Genomic DNA, 23,293 nt, shown 5'->3' with positions numbered 1-23,293 from the left:
TATCTTGCTTTGAGTAGGGTGCGCGCCACAACAGAGTGGGTAACAGACAAGAGCCCTGTTTACGGAGTAAAACATGCAAATTGATAACCATAAAGTCGTTTCATTTCACTACACATTGACCAACGATAGCGGAACAGTGATCGACGCATCCGAAGGCAGAGATCCACTGGTATATCTGCACGGCGAAGAAAACATCATTCCTGGCCTTGAGCTTGCACTGGAAGGCAAGGCTGTTGGTGATAAATTGAAAGTATCACTTGATGCTGCTGATGCTTATGGCGAATTTGATCCTGCAATGGTTGAAATTGTATCTAGCGATATGTTTGATGACGTTGAAAGTGTAGAGGTCGGCATGGAATTCCAGGCCGAACTACCAGATGGCGAAGGTTTGCAGATGGTACGTATTACAGATGTTGATGGTGATAATGTCACTGTTGACGGGAATCATCCATTGGCTGGGCAGCAGCTGAATTTCGATGTTGCTATTGTAGATATTCGAGACGCTACTGCTGATGAGCTTGAGCACGGCCATGTACACGGTGATGAAGAGTGCTGTGGTGAAGGCGGATGCGGGTCTGATGATTGCTGTAGCTAATACATACAATTGATGTTGTTAAAGGGCTGCCTATCCGGCGGCCCTTTTTTTGGTTCATCGCGAATTAGAGGGAAACATCAACGTATGGCAGCTGTTCTATGTTACTCAATCATAAAGACATCTAGCCACGAATGAACACGAATTTTCACGAATAATAATCAGTGTGGTTTGTGAAGTCATGTCTCCACGACACTCTCTCAGGCTTTGCTATTTACCTGCTGGCTAATGTTTTCCATAGCGATGTATATCTTGTAATTCGTGAAAATTCGTGGCTAGCTTATAAATCACGTCACAGTTCCCTTTTACTCGTATACTCAATGCAGCAGGCTATTGCAAAAAAACTGCAGGTCAGTGCTATCCAAAAAGGGGCCCTGCTATAATATGACTAACTATGACATTCGGCGACTAGCTGGGTCGGAAGCAGTCATTCGAGAATCTTCGTTTTAGTGAAAGAGGGGGCTTGGATTATATGCCCAGAGAATCCGGGAGTCGGTGAAAGTGGGGAATATGATAGTCCCAGTAACCGGCATCTTCATGCGTGATCCAGACGGTTTTGCAACCCAGTTCTTTGGCAACTGCTAAATTATCCGCCATATCATCTACTACCAGCGTTCTAGCAGCTGTTGCGCCTTCTTTTTCAATCAGCATGGCCAATGTTTCTTTGCACGGTTTGGGTAGGTAGTGATTAAAGCGAATATCGTAGATGGCGGAAAAGTGGTGCGTGATGCCAAGTGCATCGAGGATACGTTCAGCATGTTCAAGAATACCGTTGGTATGGATCACTTTGCGCCCGGGTAGTCTCGCTAGGGCAGCATCGAGTTGATCATCCGGTTTGAGTATCTCATGGGCATCAATATCGTGCACATCGTGCAAAAATGCTTCGGCCTCCATGCCGTGATGTAACATCATACCTCTGAGGGTGGTGCCGTAGGCTTTCCAATATTTCACCCGCAAGCGATCGGCTTCTTTGGGATCAACATCCAGTTCCTTGGCCACAAAGGCTGTCATGCGTTTGTCCATGCGCGCAAACACACCCGAATCGGCTGCATAGAGGGTGTTATCAAGATCAATAATTGCTAAATCGAATGGCATGGGGCTTATACTACTAATAACTGTATCAAAAATACTATGCAGAAGCTGAGGAAGAGCTGTTCTTAGCATGATATGGCTTTACTACATGTGCTTATTTCCCCATAGATTGAAGGCTTGATTGTGCACCGCGATTCATGATGATGCATTGTGTATGGGAGAAGATATGACTGATGTATGCCCGATAGTTGTGGATGTGAAAGCTGAATATGCTGATGAACACTCTCAGCCTGAGCAGAATCGTTTTGTGTTTATCTATGATATTCAAATTCGCAATATTGGTGATCAGGCTGCGCAATTGCTCACCCGGCATTGGGTGATTACCGATGGTAATGGTTTGATTGAAGAGGTGATGGGCGATGGTGTAATTGGTGAACAGCCGGTGATATCTCCAGGGGCAGAGCATTGTTATAACAGCTTCTGTGTATTGGAAACACCTGTGGGTTATATGCAGGGCAGTTATCAAATGCTCTCTGAAGATGGAGAAACCTTTGATGCGCCTGTGCCGGCCTTTACACTGGCAGTTCCGGGAGCATTGAATTGAACAGGGTGCAACAACTGCGGTGAAATATCCGATTTTATATAGTTTTCGACGATGCCCCTATGCCATGCGGGCGCGTATGGCTTTGTATCATGCTGGTGTCCAATGTGAATTGCGTGAAATTGTCCTCAAAGATAAACCGGCCGCGATGTTGGAAATATCTCCAAAAGCTACAGTGCCGGTGTTGCAGCTGACTGACGGTAGTGTGATTGATGAGAGTCTGGATATTATGAACTGGGCGTTGTCTGAAGATGATGCATGGCGGCATGCAGCGAGTGATCACGGTAAGGATGCGATGTTTGATCTGATCCATGTCAATGACGTTGATTTTAAAATGCATTTGGATCGCTATAAATATCCACAACGTTTTGTGGATCGTGGTGATAGTAATGATGTGCACGATGAGCATCATTTTCATGCTGCTTGTGACTTTCTTGCTCAGCTTGAAGACAAACTAAAAAAAACAGCTTATCTGTTTGGGGATAAACCTTGTATGGCAGATGTCGCTATTTTCCCCTTTGTCCGTCAATTTTCTGCCGTGGATAGATTGCGATTTAATCGCTTAAGCTTCACCCATGTACAGGACTGGTTAAACCGTTGGTTAGCAGACCAATCTTTTCAACATATCATGGTGAAACATCAACCCTGGCTCTCGGGTGATAAAACGCATTACCTTTATTAATCGGATGCAATATTCACGCGTGTAGCTATTTGGACGTTCATAGTAGTTTGAATAGTGCGTTATAGAATTGACAGGTTGTTTTTATAGCGGGGTATATAATCCTCTTTACGAGTATAGGTTAACAGGAGCATCATCTGCGATATGTCTAAAATGTTTGCGGCTGGCTGGAAAGAGATTACGAATGTTGACAAACTTGACGCACTGCTCGGCTGGGCAGGGGTCATGGTGATGAGCTTTTTTGCACTTATCTTTGCCGACATGAATCATGTTTCCTATACAGCGCTGATCTTCATTGGCTTGATTGCATCAGTGTTCAGCACCTGCTGCACAGTACTCTTCTTAGGATGGCGCAAAGAGAGAGAGGATACTGCTTCTATGCCACACATGGCGAAAGGAGCGCAACAGGCGGCAGAATTTGCAAGCGATGGTACTTATAAAGGTGATTATATTCAGATTCCTCTTATTGATATAAGGGAAAAAGCTATCAAGGTAGGCTGGGACTTTTCTGAGGGCAGTGAGCAGAGCATGGAATTTGCGTTTGCAATCAGTCAGGCAGCACTGGAGTTTGAAATTAAATTCTGGGGCCGCAGGAATATGTTTGCTTTAGAAGAAGATAACAGAGCTGCTGAGCTTGTGCCGATTGCAACCAGTCACTGGATTAATTTCAGTATTGATCCGGTCAGGTTCGTATATTCAACGGATAATTTCTATACTCGCACGTTTGAATTTCCGAACATGGAAGAGAAAGGTTTCTTTGATCTGCACGTCGATTATGATCAAGCCATGCAGTGGTTAACGACGATGACGAATGAATTCAAAAACAAAGATCTGAAACAGTCGGACCCCCAGACACAAAGTTAAAACCTCCAAATATTGATTTTAATGGATTGGAAAGTGGGTGCTCTTGAATAGGAATGTTCGTAAGCAGAGCTTAAGAATCGTTTTTAAAACAATAAACCTGCCAGCACTGGGGAGGGGGGGGGAGTGACTGGCAGGTTCTTTGAAATTCCTTTGCTCATTGCACTGGCGTTGTGACCTATATGAACTGAACCCTTACAAAAAGGTGGGTATCGCAACCGTGGTATTTGGTTTCCCAGTGCAGGGAATCGCACAACCAGAGTCTATAAATTCCCGATCAGTATTCATCGGCCCAGACATACAAGTCACAATGCCAGTGCAACGAGCATTGTAATAAATATAGAGCATATATGATGCCAAGATGGTATTTGTTACATAGCAAGGGTTTGATGAATCGCAGGATGATGTATTAGCGGTAAAAATGACTCTGTGCGTCAAAACAACGGTACTTTTTTCTGATGCATCTACTTATTTGGGGTATAGATAACAGTGATATGTCGATGTCTGAAGACGTGATGCTCAAGGTAAGGCAGAAGCACGCTCTCTAACATATTCAAAGAGCTATTTATTAGGCTCAAACCTTAGATAGATTCATCCGTGTCTTCCTGACCATCGTTGAGCCGTATTTTGCGCTGTTTGGTTTTTGTTGGTGCAATGCGACTGGCGTTTTTTGCTTTGCGACGTTTCGCTACATAGGCACTTTGTTTTTTATGATGGCGGGACTCTTTCTGAATTTTCAGATAATTTTTATAGTGATCACGATTAAGTGTGTTACTGGCCAGAGCTGCCTGAATAGCACAATCCGGTTCATTTTCATGGCTACAATTTGAAAAGCGGCAGTGTTGTGCCAGTTCCACAATGTCTTCAAAACTGCTTTCGATACCATCTTTGACTTCAGCAATAGCCAGTTCACGCATGCCTGGCATATCCACCACCATGCCACCCTGTTTGAGCATGATCAAATGACGACGTACGGTGGTGTGGCGGCCTTGTCCTGATGCACTCACTTCTTGTGTTTCAAAGGCGTCTTCACCCATAAGCTGATTCATCAGGGTACTTTTACCTACACCGGAAGAACCAAGCAAACAGTAGGTCTTTTTTGCGACGATCTGCTGACGAAGCTCATCCAGGCCGTCACCGGTTTGATTGCTGATAGCCAGGATTCTAATCCGGATACCGGCAGTATGAATATCATCCTTTAAGGCTTGTAAGGCTTCAGGTGTGATGAGGTCGGTTTTGGTAAACAGTAGTACAGGTTCGATATGCGCTTCATGAATCATGACCAGGAAGCGTTCGAGTTTGGCGACATGAAAATCGTAATGGCATGACATGACAATGAAGGCAATATCAATATTGCATGCCAGCATTTGAAACTCTTCATCATAACCAACGGTTTTACGTTTGAGCAGAGTTTTTCTCGGCAAGATGCTATCGATGCTGGCGAATTGATTGCTGTGATCATGATCAGGGGCATGATGATTTAGACATACCCAGTCACCTACACATGGGAACTTACCGGCCGATTCAGCTTCATAAAAAAACTTGCCAAGCAGTTCAGCAGAAAGCTCATTATGACCATCGTGTACCAGAATGCGGCCACGATCAATCGCAACCACACGAGCCAAGCTTTGCTGTGGACCACACTGCTCACGTACATGATCTTCAAACCAACTATCTAAGCCAAGCTCACTTAATTCCATTGTCAATGCATACCTCTTGTTGTGAACCCTAATGACTATGCAGTTTTAGGAAAGCAGGCTTATAAGAAGATGGTTCTTATCACGTTCATTTTTTATATAAGGCTTACTACTATACTGGTTCGTAATTGCGCAGAACCAGCAAAGGCTGAAATGTTACAATACGGAGATGTATCTGATCACTATAGCATGGTTGATGCACATACAAATAAATATGTTAAAAATATAATGATTTTCTCTGCGAAACGTTGGGCATTCTGTGGTGATTATTCAGCTGTTGATAGCGCGCCAAAGCACTTGATCAAGATGCAAATATATTGTTCTGAGAAGAGTGAATTGCTTGTGGAATAAGGCTTTTTTGGTTTGTACACAAAAGCTGTGCATAACTTTGTGGATAGTATTTCAAAAAGGGGCTTTTTCCAGTGTATGTGACATACAACAGTAGTATTGCCTAATAATTAGGCTTTTATAAAAGGGCTTTAAAAACAGCTATTTAAAAGCATAGACATGTAATGTTATTGACGTGCCATATGCCGGGGACGTTTTTTATGACAGCAAAACACATCTGGTGGATAAGATTTAGTGAAAAGTCCTATATGCCAACAGTTTAGGGTAAATAAGTATGTTTTATCGTGGATGAAAATGAAAGTTGTTTAGCCAATGAAAATCAGGTTGATAGAGAGTGTGAATGATGCTGTTATCTGATGCCGCACATCTCAATACCCTAGCGCTACCCATATTCAAATCAATTCACCTGCTATTTTAGCACGCAATCAGCCAATTTACTGGCTATAATAGTAAATAGCGAGGGCATAAAGAAGCGTTCGTCATACAATAAAATGTAGGGAGTTGGTTATGAATGTAAGATATTTTCTTCTGTCATTAAGTATTGCGTTGTTTATGGCTATTGGTACAGCTAATGCCGATGGTCGCATTGACGTGAATACGGCAACGATAACGCAGTTGGAGTCAGTGTCTGGGATTGGCCCTAAAACTGCGGCAGCAATTGTTGATTACCGCGATACACATGGGTTATTTAGTACTCTTGAAGGATTGAAAAATGTGAAAGGTATTGGCGATAAGAAGTTGGAAGCAATTAAGCGTGATGTGGAAGTAAATCATATCAGCGAATAGATACAGCGAGCTGTTCTGGTCAGGCTTTATCAAAGATGTCTGCTAAATGATCTGATCCGGACAGCCCTTCGGAAGTTTTAGTAAGACCTATGCGGATTAGCAAGTCGTTATCAATCATTTGATCACTACCAAATGTATCTGCTACCACTTCAGTGGCACCAGCTTGATAGAATTGATAGAGATGAAGTTCTTTTCGAGTCCTGACAACAATAGGTAATTCAGTATCAACAGAACGTACGCGAGAGATGATTTTCATGGCCGTGTTAAAATCAATCATGCTGATCACCAGAGCGGATGCACGGTGTAAACCGCAGGCATGTAATAGCTCCAGGCTGCAGGCATCTCCATAGGAAACTGATTTGTTGCCCGCCATTCCGTTCTTTACACGGATAGAATCAAGATCAATAGCCATGCATGGAATATGATGCTCGGATAAATAATTTATGCTGTGCTGCCCTATACGTCCATAACCACAGACAATCACATGCTGATTGAGTTGGCATGCATTGCTGATAATCTCTGACTTGATCTCCTGACGACTTTGTTGTACTTGTTTGGGGATTAATAGCGTGGTTATTTTTGCATTATAACGAATAATGATAGGCGCTAGAACCATGCTGAATAGCATGGTGGCCAGTAAAATCTGTCCTTCTATAGGGCTTAGAATGTTACCTTCCATGGCCAGGATAAGGATCGCAAAACCAAATTCACCACCGTGGGCCAGAATGAGGCCTGTACGCATGGATACAGCACTGTTCCAGCCAGCCAATAGACAAAAGACGGCTACCAAAAGAAATTTAATGAGTATCAATGCAAGCAGCATGAGTAACACTGTTGACCAGATTTCTGGCAGTACTGGTACTTCCAGCATCATACCTATGGTGACAAAGAAGAGGCCGAGCAATACATCCCTGAAAGGACGTATATCAGATGCAACTTGGTGTTTGAATTCCGTTTCACTGAGCATCATGCCAGCAAGGAAAGCTCCCAAGGCAAAGGTCAATCCAATCTGATTGGTGAGCCACGCAGAACAGAGAACAAGTAATAAAACGGTGAGTGTAAACAGTTCAGCTGAGCGAAAACGTGCGACGGCCTGAAACAATGGGCTAAGCACCCAATGCCCAAATGCGAAGATAAGCATGATCACCAGCACACCTTGACCAAGAGCAGTGAGAATAATATGGGTAGAAGCCTCAACGCTGTTTCCACTTAACATGGAAACCAGAATCAGGAATGGTACGACCATCAGATCCTGAAATAAGAGAATACCCACACTGTTGCGACCATGACGCGTATGCAGTTCTACCTGATCGGCCAGTTGCTTGGTGACCAGTGCGGTGGAAGACATGGCAACAACAGCACCGATAACCAGAGCGCTCTCCAACGGTAGGCCCAGCAACATAGCGGCAGTTGTTGTTAGCGCTGCAGTTAATAGGACTTGAGCACTGCCAAGCCCCAATACGGAGGCTTTCATGCGTGTTAGTACTGTGGCTGAAAATTCCAGGCCAATGGTGAATAGTAGAAAAACGACACCGAATTCGGCGAAGGTTCTGATATGTTCGACATCAGATACTAAGCCCAGTGTATATGGCCCGACCAGTACACCAACAGTTAGATAAGCAACCAGAGGGGGGAGTCCGATACGCAGCACGAGAAAGACAACAGCAACCGTTGCCGTCAGGATAACCAATGTGTCATTCAGGTAGCTGTATTCCATCAGGCCTCCATAGTGTTTTAGCGTATGATAAAAAGTAAAAAATCGCAAGATATCCGTGTTGTTTCGGGTTGCTATAGTGTGATTGAGGGTTACAGATTGTGCGCGCAGGATATGCACACATTGTGTTTGTTGAATATAACTTGAGATGGCAGATGTGATTTATTGATGATCTGGTCAGAGACAAGAAAATACTTATAGTATGGCTGCAGGCGAGTGGGGTTACAGCGATTTTGTTGTATGCTTGGGCAGAGATATGCTGTTCTTTGACAGGGGGTGTGAACATGAATGATCAAAAGGATTTTTCTCATTATAAAAATGTAGCAGAAGCGTTTGAAAACAATAATGAGACGGATGATCCATTGCTCTATGCATCCAGAGACAAAGATATTGATCATATGGGTATGGCACATCTGGATCCTGAAGCTCACAAGGCGATCCCTGAAGCAGAAGGGTGCCTCTCTCACCTTGAGGCTGATGGGGCTATTGAAGGAGAGATGGCTGCTGAAATTGATCAATTGGCAGATATGACCCCATTTAATATTGAAGATGACATGTCTGACTATAAACCTAGCAGAAGCCATGGCATGGAAGAGCCCGAATCGTATGAAGATACATTTGATGAGCAGCATGTTGTCGCGGAAGAAGAGGGTGGCTTTGGTAAAATTATCATCGCTTCTGTTCTGGCAATTGCTGCTGTGATTTGGTTTGTCTGGCCCTCTTCAGAAGAAGCTGTGCTTGAAAATAGTGGGCAAACAGTGATTGAAGGCCAACAGAACAACCCTGCCCCTGATAGCGTGCTGCCGCCCGGTCAGTGAGCTGCTCATATTTTATATAGTAGTCGGAATTAAGCACTGTTAAGCGTTCTTTCTGTACTTCTCTCTTACTCATGCCCCGTTTGTGATGCGTGCGTGCGGTGTGAAAGTACAGTGATCATTACTATTGGCCTGATCATTGCTCAATGCAGGTAATCTTCCCTCACTGGAGCAGCCCATGCATTTTACTACCTCGATCTACCTTAAACTTGTAACGATCACTCTATTCGTCTTGACGCTATCGGGGTGTGGAACATTGCAAACGATCTACGACGATGCTCCGACGCTTTTCGAAACATCGAAAAAAACTGAAGTGAATCCGTTGCTGCAAAAATTAAGAGCACTGGATCTGGCCAATGATAGAGAAGCAGCGCGAAATACATTCATGAAAGATATGATCACATCCTCAGATCGACTATGTGATAAACAGAAACAGCAAATACTTCATGATAGCCAACAATGGGACATAGATAGTGAAAAAGGTGACAGGCAGTTTGAAGATATGTTGAAAGAGGCCATTGATTTGCGGCAATACGATCATACGAATCCGGGTATGACCTTGTTATCTAAGCGTGAATTGGCAACGCCAGAACGAGCCATGGCTACAGTCATTATCAAAAACATTGAAGAGACACGAAAATTAGCGCGAATTCAGTTGAAATCACGTATGGAAGAGGCCATTAGGCAATATTCTGTAAAGCAGGGCTTGTTGGATTTGCAAGCTTATCATAACAGTTGTTCGATTCATTTTGCAGCGGGATCTATGGCTATCGCCAGTACGGTGAAAATGACACCGGCAGAAAGAAATGCATCGATTGAAGACTTGATGCAGTTGCGTCAGAAATTAATGGATGAAGGTTTGAATGCACGTGCTGTAGAACAAAAAATTGATGCACTTATTCTCGATCATTAAAGCTTGCCTCATGCATCAAGAGAGCACTGCATACTAACTGTAACTACAATACTTCTGCTGCGACCGATGTGTATGTAAACGCTTGTTTGGTTTGTCTGTGGCGACCATTCTTATGGCTGAGTTAAAATAACAGATGAAGGAGTTGCGATGCAGTATGATGTTATAGATACGATTATTGTTCCAGATGATCGGCTGGAGCTGCTTTCCAAATTGGAGGTGGGGCAGCTGCTCAATAGCAGTTCAGGTGGGCTCTATCATGTGTTTAGAAGCTGCTCGCTGGCTGTGCTTAATTGTGATGCCGATTTGGATGATGGGCGTATTCTACTGGAGCGTTACAAAGATTTTGAAATCTATGTGCGTCAGGTTGAACGCGGCATCAAACTAGAGCTGATCAATGCTCCGGCTAGTGCTTTTGTGGATGGGGTGATGATAAAAGGTATCCATGAGCATCTGTTTTCGGTGCTCAGGGATATTGTATTTACCCATGATGAAGTGCTTAATAATCCCGGTATAGATCTGAATAGTTCAGAGGGTATTACCAATGCTGTATTTTATATCTTGCGTAATGCCAGGGTGCTTGAGCTTGTCCGTGATCCTAGTCTGGTAGTGTGTTGGGGTGGTCATGCGATCAGTCGCAATGAATATGATTATACCAAGCTTGTCGGTTATGAGATGGGGCTGCGCGGGTTGGATGTATGTACCGGCTGCGGGCCGGGTGCGATGAAGGGACCGATGAAGGGGGCGACTATTGGGCATGCCAAACAGCGTATTCACAATGGTCTTTATTTGGGTATTACTGAGCCGGGTATTATTGCGGCTGAGGCACCCAATCCTATTGTAAATAATTTAACTATTTTTCCGGATATTGAAAAACGGCTGGAAGCTTTTGTGAGAGCTGGTCACGGGATTGTTGTTTTTGCAGGCGGGGTTGGAACGGCTGAAGAGATACTTTATCTATTGGGTATTCTGCTGCATCCGAAGAACAGGGATATACCATTCCCGCTCATCTTGACCGGGCCAGAATCGGCCAGAGATTATTTCAAACAAATTGATACCTTTATCGCAGTAACGCTGGGAGAAGAAGCGCAACAGCGTTATCAGATTATCATTGGTGATCCAACGCTGGTGGCGCAACGCATGCGGACGGGGGTTGATCAGGTGCGTGAGTACAGGAAATCCATTGGCGATGCCTATTATTTCAACTGGAGCTTGATGATTGATCATGTTTTTCAGGAACCGTTTGCACCGACGCATGAGAATGTGCGCGCACTGGCATTGCATAAAGATCAGCCAAGCTACCTGTTAGCAGCAAATCTGCGTCGCGTGTTTTCTGCCCTGGTTGCAGGTAATGTGAAAGACGAAGGTATTCGGGCGATTGAACAGTATGGCTATTTTGAGATATGCGGTGAACCCGGCATCATGGATACGGTCGATAAACTACTCAATGCGTTTGTGGCACAGGGTCGAATGAAGATGACAGACGATAATTACCGTCCGTGCTATAAAATCATTTAATAACCTGTTTGATTCGAGGTGAAGTTAAAAATTCACCACCAGCGTAATGGCTGTCTCAAGATCCGTGCTTTTGATCGGAGCTACTACCTTGCTGTTATGCTCGACTTTAAATGATATTTTACTCGATAGGTGAGAGTTAAGTGCATGCTGAAGTGCAGTCACTGATTCAGTTGCCCAGCCACTTTTGCCGCCTTCAGTGGATAGATCCTGTGTGAAGGTGGCAGAATCACTGATTTTCCATTTTAATGCTGTGGCTGAACGCATAATTAATTCGTTCTTTTTGGAGAGGTTAGTGAAATGGCTCTGTCTTAAACCGCCACCAAGTTCTATTTTCCACTGTAACAGATCATTTTTAATGAGGTCACGACCATAACCCATGGTTTCACTGAAACGGCGTTTGAAACCTGCAAATCGATCACTTTCAAAGCCTAAACGAAGAAATAGATAATCACGTTCAGTAATCTTCCAGTCTTCCTGAAAGCTGGCTTTGTAGGTTTCAGCAGTGGTCTGATTATTGTCCGAGGAGTTGTTGGCGCTGCCAGTGATGGTGTCGCGCAGGTATTTACCATCATGCACTGTTTTGAGTTTGGAATTCACGGTTAATGTTTTGGTGTTTCCTGAGGTTAAAACAGCACCAAGCTCAATATTATTTTTCCAATTGCTGGCTTCTTCTTCGGCATAAGCTAGCGGTGATGCAATGATCAAAAGGGGGAGTAGGATTATCGATGACTTTTTCATGGCGCGCACACTAGGGCGGCAATTACGAATCTCCAGCGAAAAAAATACGCTGTTGCTGAAATGAGTGGTTAAAAAAGTTGTTTCCAATGTAGCATATTCTGTTTCAGGATAACTGTTGATACTGCTCGATTGTTTTCATGGATGTATTGTAATGATAGGCAATCTGTTCATTGCTATAACGGTGTTTGCTTCCTACAGGGCAGGCAAGGCGTGAAATACACTGCGATTTACAGCGTGAGTCATGTTGTAGTCGATATTCCATGCATTGTTGCAGTGATAAATCACCCGATAGTAGGGCATTAGCAGGGCAGGCGGAGATGCATGGCTTGTCTGCACAACTTTGACAAGGTGATGCGCCGTTCATGGCCGTTGTTGGTGTTAATGCCGTATCGGTCAGCGCAACAGCGCGATAGGCAAACCACGGCCCATATTCAGCATTGATACCGATACGAAAAGGCGAGTCATGGTGCCAGCCGGCCAGTTTCCCCAGGGCTTGAAGTGGCATGTTTTGAACCGAATCCGGATATAACAGACAGTGACTGCAATCTGCATGTTCTTGATTGAAATAGTTTTGCACGGCATGAACCGAGAAATGATCAATGGGATCGCTTTGACTTGCATCCGGCGACTGTTGCAGCGCTTGCCACATATCTCTTCCACCATGGCCAAACACCAGTAGCTGTTTGAAGCGCTTTAATATTGTTGCATCCAATGCAATGTGTTGGGTGATCTCAGCAGGTAGCTTATCTAAATCAAATACCGCCAGCATGTTTAAACCAGCATTCAATAACAGAGGATTTTCGGATTGATTCACTGGCATCTCCTAAACGTTTACGGTGAATGCTAATAGCAAACGACTGAATGTCTGCTTTCGCCCTAAGCTGAGTGAAAATAATAGCTATTTTCAAAGGTGGTGATGAAACCTCACATTACCCGACAATTACTGCCATGTGGGTTTCACTCTATCAACATTAAACTTAATAGCGTGCGGGTTTGGGGGTAATCTTCCGGACACCTGAAATATTTAGCCTTTTCGCATGGCAAAGATGGATCTTGGATGCTCGAAAATATCAAAATATAAAAGGGCAGTTCATACCAGGAGCTTGCAATAGGCATGCTCAAAGCAGAAGCGCAATACATTTAGGAGCGTGGCCTCTGGTTCCATTTATACATGTTGTTTGTTTACGCAGCTTATATAAGCACTAATGTGTGGAACATATTGAGATGTCGCTTGTGGCAGGGATGGAGATGAGTCGAGAGGGAACATCTCCCTATTGTTTATTGGTAACATTTAGGCGTGATCTTGCATGGGAATAGCGTTTATTTTTGGTGCGCTAAATTGTACTTTTGATGACCTGTACAGGTGCAAGGTTCTGCAGACAGGGTGAAACTGCTACACTGCCGCAAAATTAATAGCGCGTTAGTATGGGCACTGCCTGATGTTAATGACTGAATAAATATAAGATAAAAAAGGATATGAGCATGAACGAACAGGAAATGATGGCAATGTATGAAGATGCAGGAGCACTATTGAATGGGCATTTCATTCTTTCCAGTGGTAGGCATTCAGCGCGTTATCTACAGTCTGCGCTTGTATTGATGGATATCGGTAATGCAACAGCTCTGGCTGCTGAGCTAATCAGTAAGGTGGATAGCGATGCGATTGATATGGTGGTTGCGCCTGCCATTGGTGGTTTGGTCATTGGACAGGAAGTAGCGCGCCTGATGAATAAGCCGTTTATTTTCACCGAACGTAAAGAGGGTGAAATGCAGTTGCGTCGTGGTTTTACTATTCCAACAGGCACCAAGTTGCTGGTGGTGGAAGATGTGATTACGACAGGTGGTTCGGTGTGTGAATGCATAGCGGTTGTGCGTGAACATGGTGGTGAACCGGTGCAAATTGTGGCTGTGGTCGATCGTGCACCGGCTGCGGTTGGGCGTTTTGATGTGCCTTATGCCACGGCGTTGGAACTGGATGTGGAAACATATCCGGCTGATGCGTGTCCGATCTGTACAGAAGGTGTGCTTGAGGCTGTTAAGCCGGGAAGTCGTACCGTTAAATAACGTCCACTCACTGGTCGTTATAATTTTTAGAGGTTTATCTGTTGTGATGGAAACCACAGCTTTTAGTGGTGTTTTCATGATGGTTGTGTACGTGTTGAAAAGGAGTTTTGATGTCTGATCCAGTGTTACGTTGTTTCCCGTTTGGGGGCGTAGGCGAATTTGGTAAAAATATGATGGTGTATGCCATTGATGATGATGCGGTGATTGTGGATTGCGGCATGGGTTTTCCTGAGCCTGGTCAGCATGGTATTGATGTAGTCGTACCGGATATTTCAGCCCTCGATGAGCTTGGCTTACATATCCATGCCTTGTTGTTAACGCATGGTCATGAAGATCATATCGGTGGTTTGCCGCATCTACTGCCTAAGCTGAATCTACCTGTTTATGGTACAGAGGTAACGCTTGCGCTGGTCAAAAATAAAATGCTAGAGCGCGGCTTTAAAGCTGATTTAAGGGCGCTGCCAGATAATGGGGAGAGTGTGAAGGTCGGGCCTTTCAAGGTTGAAGGTGTACCGGTAACCCACTCCATTATGGATGCGGTTTCTGTTGCTATTCACACAAAACTTGGTGTGATAATTCATACTGGAGATTTTAAATTTGATCCGTCGCCGATTGATGGCCGCCATTCAGATATTCATCGTTTCTCTCAGCTTGGTGATCAAGGGGTGGTATTACTGGCTTCTGACTCCACCAATGCAACGCGGGCTGGTAGTGGGCCATCTGAATCGGTGGTAGGGCCTGCCATGCGCAGTGCCGTGAGTCAGGTTAAGGGCAAGGTCATTGTCACTACATTCGCCTCGAATATGTTGCGTATCCAGCAAGTGCTTGATGCTGCCGTTACATGTGGTCGTAAAGTTGCCGTTGCCGGGCGTAGTTTGGAAAAGAATTTGGATATCACGCGCACGCTTGATCGCCTTAAAGTGCCTTCGGGTGTGTTGGTGGATATCAAGCAGATCGGCAATATTCCGGATGCTGAGTTGTTAATTATTGCGACAGGATCACAGGGTGAATCCCGCGCTGCACTGGCGCGTTTGGCACATGACCGTTTTAAAGGTGTGAGCATTGGGCCAGGTGATGTGGTGATTTTTTCATCGAGTAATATTCCGGGTAACGAACGTGTGATTGCAGGTCTATATAATCATATTTATCGCCGTGGTGCCCGCGTGATGCATGCTGGTCAGGCACCGCTACACGTCTCGGGTCATGCCCATGTGCATGAATTGAAGATGATGATGCAGCTGACCCGGCCGAAATTTTTCTACCCCGTTCACGGTGAATATAGGAACTTGATGGAACATAGGGATTTAGCTCTCTCCGTTGGTATTGCTCTGGATCATACGATTATGGCTGAAAACGGGCATTCTGTTGAAGTGGATAAGGACGGTGTGAGGCATGGGGCTGAATTCCATGCCGGTGCGGTATTTGTTGATGGTGAAATCCGTGATGAAGTGGATGGTATCGTGTTGCGTGATCGCAGGGTATTGGCTGACGACGGTATGATTTCAGCCACAGTGTTGATCTCTCAGCATGAGGGAACGCTGTTGGGTGAACCTGAGTTGGTGGCGCGTGGCGTGTTGCATCAGGATGTGAGTGAAGAGGTGTTGATTAATGCCGCCGCCGCTTTGCAACAGTTTTTATCACAAGTGGATCAAGAGTTATTGGCCGATATTGATTTGACCAAGGAAGAAGTCCGTCTTTTTGTACGGCGTTGGTGTAAAAAACATCTCGGGCGCAGGCCTATGGTTCTACCTGTGGTGTTGGCAATTTAGGATTTGATGATATGGATACTCGAATGATTGTGCGTGAATCATTGGCGCTATTTCTTGGTGGTATAGCAGTTGTGCTGGTGTTGGCAATGGTAAGCTTTTCTGCGGATGACCCATCATTAAATCATGAGACGTCGAATGTCGCCATGAACCTGATTGGTGTTGTTGGCGCCTATGTGTCTGATTTCCTCTATCAGATATTTGGTTATACGGCTTGGTTATGGATTGCACTGACGGGTAGTGTGGCTGTTCGCATCGCTTGGGGTAAAACACCGTATTTAGGTAGCTGGACATCATTTTTCTGGTTGCCGTTGATGCTGGCTATTGCTGCGATGCTACATGCGCATGTACCGAATGGTTCAGCTATTGATGTGTTGGCGCTGCCTGCTAGTGCTGGCGGAGCACTTGGTTTAATGTTGGATGAAGCTCTATTTGTGCCACTTGGTGCGATTGGACGTGATCTGCTATTGGTGAGTTTAATACTTAGTAGCCTGGTTGCTGCATCACGATGGTCGTTGTTTACGCTGATACTGAAATTATATGGTTATACAATATTGGCATTTACACGTTTGCAGTCTGTGATCAGTCAACATGTATCGAAAGCCTCGGATCGAAAGGATCGCATTGAAGCGCGGGAAACGCGTAAAGTTACGCGCAAGAAAATGCCGGTACATATTGCTGATTCGGTTGCGGAAGTGGCTTCGGCTGCCAAGGTGACAGTATCGAAGCGAGCTAAGCAGGAACAACAGGTAGAATTGGCATTTAATGAGCCGGCTGAATCAGGTTTTAAATTACCATCGTTGAATATTTTTGATGGTGTGAACGATACCCTGAAAGAGCATGACCCTGAATCGTTGCAGGCTGTTGCACGCATGCTGGAGAAAAAACTGCTTGATTACAGGGTTGAAGGAAAAGTACTGGCTGTGCAGCCCGGCCCTGTGGTCACACAGTTTGAGCTGGAACCTGCACCGGGTACGAAAGTGAATCGCATTGTAGCATTGCAGGATGATTTGGCGCGTTCAATGGCTGCGATCAGTGTGCGTGTGGCAGGAAATATTCCGGGTAAAAATGTCATCGGTATTGAGATACCCAATGAGTCACGTGAGATGGTGCTACTACATCAGATTTTTTCAAGCCGTGAATTTGCCAACAAAAAGATCAGCTTGCCACTGGCATTAGGCGTTGATATTTCAGGTCATCCTGTGGTTGCAGATTTGGCTAAAATGCCTCATCTATTGGTTGCAGGTACGACTGGTTCGGGTAAATCGGTGGGTATTAATGCCATGATTTGTTCGATGTTAATGAACAAGAGTCCAAAGGACTTACGTCTGATTCTTGTGGATCCAAAAATGCTGGAACTCTCTGTTTATGATGATATTCCGCACTTGCTTACGCCTGTGGTAACCAATCCGAATAAGGCCGCAAAAGCATTGGCATGGGCCGTGTATGAAATGGAGCGTCGTTATAAACTGATGAGCGATGCCAAAGTGCGTAATCTTGAAGGCTATAATAAAGCCGCTGAGAAAACAGAAGAGTTGGAACGCCTGCCGCAGATTGTCATCATTATTGATGAGCTGGCTGACTTGATGATGGTGGCAGGTAAAGAGGTGGAGCAGTCGATTTGTCGCATTGCTCAAAAGGCGAGGGCAGCAGGTTTACATCTTATTCTGGCTACACAGCGTCCGAGTGTGGATGTGATTACCGGTCTGATTAAAGCCAACCTTCCGAGCCGCTTGTCATTTCAGGTCTCTTCCAAAATTGATTCCCGTACGATTCTTGATCAGATGGGAGCAGAGCAATTGTTAGGGCATGGTGACAGCCTGTTTTTAAGTGGCGGACGTGATTTGAAACGTGTGCATTGTGCCTTTGTCTCCGATGCTGAAGTCATTGATCTGGTTGAGCATTTGAAAGCGCAGGGTGAACCGGATTATATGGAATCCATCTTTGAAGTACCTACTGAAAGTGATTCTGAGGGTGGCATGACCGGTGGCGCTGGTGAAGATCAGGATGATAAATATGATGAAGCCGCTGCTTTGGTCATTGAGAAAGGCAAGTGTTCTGTGTCTATGGTGCAGCGCTATTTGCGCATTGGGTATAATAGAGCCAGTCGTTTGGTAGAAGAGATGGAGCGTGAAGGCCTGGTCAGCGCGCCGGGCTCTGGAGGTATTCGTAAGGTGTTGGTGCGTTCTGCAGAGAATGGTGGCGGAGTGATTGAATGAACAATACGCGCATGAAAAATCTCTTTTTCCTATTTGCGTTGTGTTGCATGTTTGTGAGCCCTTCGTTTGCTGCTAAAGTGACGCAGCAATGGGACCTGGATGCAGATGCAAAGCAGGTGACGATACCTGAGAGTAAATTTTTTAATCATAGTATTAAGCGTTTGTCCTCCTTACCGGGTTTTCAGTGTCATTTTGATCAGTTAATTGCTTTCACTGATGGTGGTGGAAAAAAATACTCAGGAAGTGTGGCGGTGTTAAAGCCAAAGCGCTTTCGTTGGCAATATCAACTACCCTATGAGCAACTCTATCTTGGTGATGGCGATATGATTTGGCATTATGAACCAGATCTAATGCAGGCTGAACGGCTGGATAATATCGAGGCGGTAGATGCTTCGGTGATGGGTTTACTTGATGGCAGTATTGCTGCAACAGAGATTAAAATGTTTAAACAAGAATATGATAGTAATTTGAATATTCAACGGTTTCAGGTACGTTTGAAAGATTCGCCGAAAGTGTGGTTGGGTTTCTCCAATGATGGAAACCTGGTCTATATTGAACGGCAGGATGTGCTGGGTAATAGCAATCAAATGCGCTTGTCTGAGTGTTCTTATATTGCCCCACCGGAAAATTTATTTAGTTTCACGCCACCAGAGGGTGTTGATGTGCTGGATATGCGGCAATCTAAATAGATATAATTGAATAAATGACTGAATAATGGCGATATGTGTGAACAAAGGATGTGGAATGAAGCGTTTGAATAAAGGTTTAATGGCTAGTGGGCTGCTCCTGATGGGGAGTTTGAGTGCGCATGCGGGTGGTTTTGAGCAGGCCAATCAATCTGCAGCAGCAGTAGGTCTATCTAATGCCTTTGCTGCTACAGCAAATGATGCATCTGCATTGGTATATAACCCATCTGGTATTGCCTGGGTTTCCGGCATGAATATCACGGCAGGTCTGGATGTGGAATACCGGGATTCATCGGTATTGCTGCCCGGTGTTGCTCCTAATAATGGAATAGAGCCTAACGTGGGTTATATTTTTGCAACCTGGTCACCGCTGGATAGTCATTGGTCTGGTGGTGTCGGCTTTGCACCACTGTACTATATCAATAATGACTGGGGTCTCGCTTTCCCTTCTACAGCAGTAAATCCTTCAGGTCTGACCAAGGTGACTGTGGATCATGCAACATTTGATGTGGTGTATGCCATCAATAGTGATTTGGCGATTGGGGCTGGTGCGGACTGGTATATTACCCGTGCCAATTTAACACAGGGTGCGAAATCATTTCGGGATAACGATTTTGGTGGTTTCGGAGGTCATGTTTCATTGATGTGGAAACCTGCTTACGCGTGGTCAATAGGGGCCATGCTACGCTCTGGCGCGCGCATAGATATTGCAGGCAAAACTGCGGATACCATGTCATTTAAACTACCGGATCAGGTTACATTTGGTGTTGCACATGATTTTGCAGATGTGTGGCGTCTGGAGACGGATGTGAAGTGGACGCGATGGTCGGCGTTAAAAGATATGCATGTCAAAACTGCCGGTGTAATCACCCAGTCCAACGCGCTAAATTTACGGGATACCTTTACTGCTATGGCTGGTTTGACCTGGACATGGAGACCCGGTGCTCAGGCTCGTTTGGGCTATGCTTATGATCAGGGTGCGAATAAATCGGCGGGATTCAGTCCTGTTATTGCTGATCAGGATGGCCATAAAGTAAGTATTGGTACCGGTGCTGATATATATAATATGCATGTGGATCTTGCGTATCAATATACGTTTCTCAAAAATCTGACTGCAACAGGTTCGTATGCAGGTATATACCGTGATCGCAGACAGAGTTTATTGTTGTCGATTTCTAAAACACTATAATATAATGATGACTATGGTGTGAGTAGCAGACAAGTCTCGTTCCTGGAGCCGTTGATAGCAGATGTGTCTGCTCCTCTGGCTTTTCAAATTCGTCCCAAGACGTTGCTGGATGTGGCAGGACAGCCTGAATTGACGCGGTCGGATTCATGGTTTGCCATGATGATTGCAGAAGCTCGCAGTTGTTCATGCATCTTCTGGGGGCCCCCGGGTGTAGGGAAAACTACCTTGGCTACTATCATGGCGAATGCGGCCGATCTGCCTTTTACCCAGCTTTCGGCTGTGTCGGCTGGTAAGGCCGAGGTGCAGGCTGTGGTGAAGCAGGCCAAACAGAGTGGTCAGACCAGGCTGTTGTTTCTTGATGAAATTCATCGTTTTAATAAAGCCCAGCAAGATGTGTTGTTGCCTTATATTGAAGATGGCACGCTGGTGTTGGTAGGGGCTTCGACTGAAAACCCCTCTTTTTCACTCAATAATGCACTGCTATCCCGTTGCCGCATCGTGGTGCTTAATGCGCTGGAGACAGGCGACATTGAAGCCATTTTGATGCGTGCCTGTGAACAATTGCGCGAACAGTCAGCCGCTTTTAATGTGCAGAAGAACGCGATCAATTGGCTTGCGGAAAATGCCGATGGTGATGCTCGCTATGCATTGAATGCACTGGAATCATTGTTCGATGCGGGCGCCACTAAAGTGTGGACAAAGGCCGAAGTAGAAAACCAGAGCTTGCGGCGAGCGGCCAGATATGACCGTGATGGTGATGCACATTATGATCTGATATCTGCTTTGCACAAATGCATACGCGACTCTGATGCGGATGCGGCTTTGTATTGGTTGGCTCGCATGTTGGAAGCAGGGGAGCAGCCATTATATATTGCCCGTAGATTAATTCGCATTGCTACGGAAGACGTTGGTCTTGCTGATCCCAAGGCACTTAATGTTGCCTTGGATGCACACCGGATGTTTGAAATTCTTGGTTCTCCGGAAGGAGAGCAGGGCTTGTTTGAGACGGTGATTTATTTGGCTCTGGCGCCAAAAAGTAATGCGGCATACATGGCAGAAAAAGCCGCCCGGTCGTTGGCCAAGAAGACACAGCAGGGTGAGGTGCCAATGCATTTGAGAAACGCGCCTACGAAACTGATGAAGCAATTAGGCCATGGTAAAGATTATCAATATGCCCATAACGATGTGGATGCTGTAGTCGATCAGCAGCATTTTCCAAATGGTGTGGTTGTGGAATCTCTATATAAACCAGGAGAGCGTGGCTTTGAACGAACGTTGCAGGAGCGTTTGACATGGTTGGAGCAACGCCGTTTAGAAAAAAAAGGATCTGGTAATAGCAGGAGTGCTTCATGATGAAGCAGTTGGTTGCGGTAGCAATTGGTGGTGCTACGGGTGCTGTATTGCGCTGGTTGATGGCTTCAACCATCCAAAAGATGGCCGGTGGGGCATTCCCATGGGGTACGTTTGCGGTGAATGCCTTAGGTAGCTTTTTGTTGGGCTTTTTGTTTGTTTGGTTGATTGAGCGCTCAACTGCCAGTGAGCTGGTGCGCCTTGCTGTAACGGTCGGTTTCCTGGGTGCATTTACAACGTTTTCCACCTATTCACTTGAATCTGTACGTTTATTGCAAGAGGGCGCTTTTTCATTGGCCTTTGGTAATATTATGGGGCAGGTAGTGGTTTGTCTGTTGCTCACATGGTTAGGTGTGCAGTTGGCACGGGTGTTGTGACTCTGGCCATCCATGGCCCTCAAGCTTTTATAGTAATAGCACCATAAATATGAAGGGCAACTTTCGGCCTAGGCAGTGTGAAAACGAAAGTTCATTTTAAAAAGTGTTGAAATATAGGGTCCCCTAGTCAAATTGGTCAACCAGTATGGCTACTTATACCACACTTGAATCAAATGACGTTAAATATCATGAATGATCCCCACAGGATGAAAACATTCTACGTTTTCACACAGCCTCGGCCATAAGCAGACATTCGTTCGAACCATAGAATGATATTTAAATTATAAAGTCCAAGCATAGGATATGCATTTTGCGAGACTAACTATTTCAAATGAAATCAAGCGTTAAGAGGAGGGGTCTTTCGGTACACCTAAGTTTTTGTATGAATAAACTTTTCGATCTCGTCGATGGACTCTTCTAGATTCAACCATCTAATTGCTTCTTCAAACGATGTGAACACTTCCACTTCAGCGGAATGATTCATATTTCTACGATAGCTAGCAAATCCAGCAAAAATAGAAGCCATTTCATATATTTCATCTGTTGATGTTAAAATAGCTAGCCTGCTCTCTCTAACGCGATGAGCTCCTTGTTCCAGTTGCTGACTTTGCTCTACGCCACCAGGAGAAAGGTGAGAATGATCAACGATCCATCTACAATCAGCCAGCTCCCGAACTCCAACTCTATCGGAAGCTTCTTGGTTATACGCTATTATATGATGAGCAAGTATCTCATCATTCACTTCGTTCGGGGCAAGAACATATATATATAAAGTTACTGTTCGGCTTGTAATGTCTCTTAAACATAGTTGCAATAATAATCATTTTGATTCATCCATGTAAACACACTGAATATTCATGACTGGCCGGAAAATCGATCATTGCCGAGTGTCTGCTTTTGGCCCAGGGTGTGTGAAAACGCTGCTCATTAATGGTATGATTATCCCACAACGTCTTGTGGGGTATTTTCATGAAACGATTTGTTATTGGAGAAAGTCGCAGCCAGAGCACGCTGTTTCCTGAGCTGCTGGATGATTATGTAGCTGAAGACAATCCAGTTCGCGTGATTGATGTTTTCGTCGACGAGTTGGACATGCGTGAGTTGGGTTTCAGTGGCGTAGATCCGCAGGCTACAGGCCGCCCCGCATATCATCCTGCGATGTTGTTGAAACTCTATGTTTACGGATACCTGAACCGAATCCAATCAAGCCGCCGTCTTGAGCGTGAAAGTCAGCGCAATGTTGAGCTGATGTGGCTGACTGGCCGACTGATGCCGGACTTTAAGACGATAGCAGACTTCCGAAAAAAATAATGGTAAGGCGATACAAAACGTATGCCGCGAGTTCGTGGTG

The 23,293-nt window shown here is 45.0% G+C and carries 22 protein-coding genes and 1 pseudogene; 17 read left to right on the top strand and 6 right to left on the bottom strand.

Annotated elements, in window-relative coordinates; all coding sequences use genetic code 11:
* The first annotated feature begins 73 nt into the window (after nt 1-73).
* The gene (locus D8Y20_RS09300; RefSeq protein ID WP_121543025.1) at nt 74-595 is read left to right on the top strand and encodes a peptidylprolyl isomerase; all 522 of its coding nucleotides are present in this window, start codon (nt 74-76) and stop codon (nt 593-595) included.
* Between the two features lie 465 nt (nt 596-1,060).
* Here D8Y20_RS09300 and D8Y20_RS09295 read toward each other — a convergent pair whose 3' ends face one another.
* The gene (locus D8Y20_RS09295) at nt 1,061-1,687 is read right to left on the bottom strand and encodes a pyrimidine 5'-nucleotidase (protein ID WP_121543069.1); all 627 of its coding nucleotides are present in this window, start codon (nt 1,685-1,687) and stop codon (nt 1,061-1,063) included.
* 163 nt (nt 1,688-1,850) lie between these two features.
* Between D8Y20_RS09295 and apaG the strand changes: the two genes are divergently transcribed.
* From apaG to D8Y20_RS09280, 3 genes are all read left to right on the top strand, one after another.
* The gene (apaG, locus tag D8Y20_RS09290; protein ID WP_121543023.1) at nt 1,851-2,228 is read left to right on the top strand and encodes a Co2+/Mg2+ efflux protein ApaG; all 378 of its coding nucleotides are present in this window, start codon (nt 1,851-1,853) and stop codon (nt 2,226-2,228) included.
* A gap of 19 nt (nt 2,229-2,247) precedes the next feature.
* Nucleotides 2,248-2,907: a glutathione S-transferase gene (locus D8Y20_RS09285; RefSeq protein ID WP_201265602.1), complete on the top strand. Its 660-nt coding sequence runs from the start codon at nt 2,248-2,250 to the stop codon at nt 2,905-2,907.
* A gap of 141 nt (nt 2,908-3,048) precedes the next feature.
* Complete coding sequence (locus D8Y20_RS09280; RefSeq protein ID WP_121543021.1) at nt 3,049-3,768, top strand: hypothetical protein; 720 nt, start codon at nt 3,049-3,051, stop codon at nt 3,766-3,768.
* A 578-nt stretch (nt 3,769-4,346) separates the two neighbouring features.
* Here the strand turns inward: D8Y20_RS09280 and rsgA are convergent.
* The gene (gene rsgA / locus D8Y20_RS09275) at nt 4,347-5,465 is read right to left on the bottom strand and encodes a ribosome small subunit-dependent GTPase A (protein WP_121543019.1); all 1,119 of its coding nucleotides are present in this window, start codon (nt 5,463-5,465) and stop codon (nt 4,347-4,349) included.
* Nucleotides 5,466-5,486: 21 nt separating this feature from the next.
* Between rsgA and D8Y20_RS09270 the strand changes: the two genes are divergently transcribed.
* Together D8Y20_RS09270 and D8Y20_RS09265 are read left to right on the top strand one after the other, a co-directional pair.
* On the top strand, nt 5,487-5,813 hold the full coding sequence (locus tag D8Y20_RS09270; RefSeq protein WP_147434054.1) for a hypothetical protein: 327 nt from the start codon (nt 5,487-5,489) through the stop codon (nt 5,811-5,813).
* A gap of 504 nt (nt 5,814-6,317) precedes the next feature.
* Entirely contained in the window at nt 6,318-6,596 is a 279-nt protein-coding gene (locus D8Y20_RS09265) for a helix-hairpin-helix domain-containing protein (protein WP_121543015.1), read from the top strand.
* 19 nt (nt 6,597-6,615) lie between these two features.
* On the opposite strand, the gene D8Y20_RS09260 is transcribed toward D8Y20_RS09265, so the two are convergent.
* Nucleotides 6,616-8,313 carry a cation:proton antiporter gene (locus D8Y20_RS09260; protein ID WP_121543013.1) on the bottom strand — a complete coding sequence of 566 codons (1,698 nt, stop codon included), beginning with the start codon at nt 8,311-8,313 and terminating at the stop codon, nt 6,616-6,618.
* Nucleotides 8,314-8,594: 281 nt separating this feature from the next.
* Between D8Y20_RS09260 and D8Y20_RS09255 the strand changes: the two genes are divergently transcribed.
* The 3 genes from D8Y20_RS09255 to ppnN all read left to right on the top strand — a co-directional run bounded on the left by D8Y20_RS09255 (nt 8,595) and on the right by ppnN (nt 11,553).
* A complete protein-coding gene (locus tag D8Y20_RS09255) occupies nt 8,595-9,128 on the top strand; it encodes a hypothetical protein (RefSeq protein WP_121543011.1) in 534 nt (177 codons plus the stop codon).
* Between the two features lie 175 nt (nt 9,129-9,303).
* Nucleotides 9,304-10,038 carry a hypothetical protein gene (locus D8Y20_RS09250; protein ID WP_121543009.1) on the top strand — a complete coding sequence of 245 codons (735 nt, stop codon included), beginning with the start codon at nt 9,304-9,306 and terminating at the stop codon, nt 10,036-10,038.
* A gap of 147 nt (nt 10,039-10,185) precedes the next feature.
* Nucleotides 10,186-11,553, top strand: a complete 1,368-nt coding sequence (gene ppnN, locus D8Y20_RS09245; RefSeq protein ID WP_121543007.1) for a nucleotide 5'-monophosphate nucleosidase PpnN — start codon at nt 10,186-10,188, stop codon at nt 11,551-11,553.
* 24 nt (nt 11,554-11,577) lie between these two features.
* Here the strand turns inward: ppnN and D8Y20_RS09240 are convergent, their stop codons facing one another.
* Together D8Y20_RS09240 and D8Y20_RS09235 are read right to left on the bottom strand one after the other, a co-directional pair.
* Complete coding sequence (locus tag D8Y20_RS09240; RefSeq protein WP_121543005.1) at nt 11,578-12,291, bottom strand: YdiY family protein; 714 nt, start codon at nt 12,289-12,291, stop codon at nt 11,578-11,580.
* A gap of 103 nt (nt 12,292-12,394) precedes the next feature.
* Nucleotides 12,395-13,105: a hypothetical protein gene (locus tag D8Y20_RS09235; RefSeq protein WP_121543003.1), complete on the bottom strand. Its 711-nt coding sequence runs from the start codon at nt 13,103-13,105 to the stop codon at nt 12,395-12,397.
* A 668-nt stretch (nt 13,106-13,773) separates the two neighbouring features.
* On the opposite strand from D8Y20_RS09235, the gene pyrE reads away from it, so the two are divergent.
* From pyrE to crcB, 7 genes are all read left to right on the top strand, one after another.
* Entirely contained in the window at nt 13,774-14,355 is a 582-nt protein-coding gene (pyrE, locus tag D8Y20_RS09230) for an orotate phosphoribosyltransferase (RefSeq protein WP_121543001.1), read from the top strand.
* A gap of 110 nt (nt 14,356-14,465) precedes the next feature.
* Nucleotides 14,466-16,124, top strand: coding sequence for a ribonuclease J (locus D8Y20_RS09225; protein WP_121542999.1), 1,659 nt, complete (start codon nt 14,466-14,468; stop codon nt 16,122-16,124).
* An 11-nt stretch (nt 16,125-16,135) separates the two neighbouring features.
* Nucleotides 16,136-18,340: a DNA translocase FtsK gene (locus D8Y20_RS09220; RefSeq protein WP_121542997.1), complete on the top strand. Its 2,205-nt coding sequence runs from the start codon at nt 16,136-16,138 to the stop codon at nt 18,338-18,340.
* An 11-nt stretch (nt 18,341-18,351) separates the two neighbouring features.
* Nucleotides 18,352-19,029, top strand: a complete 678-nt coding sequence (locus D8Y20_RS09215; RefSeq protein WP_236075373.1) for an outer-membrane lipoprotein carrier protein LolA — start codon at nt 18,352-18,354, stop codon at nt 19,027-19,029.
* Nucleotides 19,030-19,084: 55 nt separating this feature from the next.
* Nucleotides 19,085-20,215, top strand: a complete 1,131-nt coding sequence (locus tag D8Y20_RS09210) for an OmpP1/FadL family transporter (protein ID WP_236075372.1) — start codon at nt 19,085-19,087, stop codon at nt 20,213-20,215.
* An 18-nt stretch (nt 20,216-20,233) separates the two neighbouring features.
* The gene (locus tag D8Y20_RS09205) at nt 20,234-21,568 is read left to right on the top strand and encodes a replication-associated recombination protein A (protein ID WP_121542995.1); all 1,335 of its coding nucleotides are present in this window, start codon (nt 20,234-20,236) and stop codon (nt 21,566-21,568) included.
* Nucleotides 21,565-21,942 (top strand): fluoride efflux transporter CrcB, encoded by a 378-nt coding sequence (gene crcB / locus D8Y20_RS09200; RefSeq protein WP_121542993.1) that lies wholly within the window; start codon nt 21,565-21,567, stop codon nt 21,940-21,942. Before D8Y20_RS09205 ends, crcB begins: the two co-directional genes overlap by 4 nt.
* A gap of 370 nt (nt 21,943-22,312) precedes the next feature.
* On the opposite strand, the gene D8Y20_RS09195 is transcribed toward crcB, so the two are convergent.
* Nucleotides 22,313-22,684, bottom strand: a complete 372-nt coding sequence (locus D8Y20_RS09195; protein WP_161957612.1) for a hypothetical protein — start codon at nt 22,682-22,684, stop codon at nt 22,313-22,315.
* Between the two features lie 227 nt (nt 22,685-22,911).
* On the opposite strand from D8Y20_RS09195, the pseudogene D8Y20_RS09190 reads away from it, so the two are divergent.
* Nucleotides 22,912-23,293, top strand: a pseudogene (locus D8Y20_RS09190) (transposase); the annotation flags it as partial.

This window comes from Mariprofundus sp. EBB-1, from assembly GCF_003665155.1.
GTDB lineage: Bacteria > Pseudomonadota > Zetaproteobacteria > Mariprofundales > Mariprofundaceae > Mariprofundus.
The sequence above is the reverse complement of the archived record's forward strand: the minus strand, read 5'-3'. Positions and strand labels throughout refer to the sequence as shown.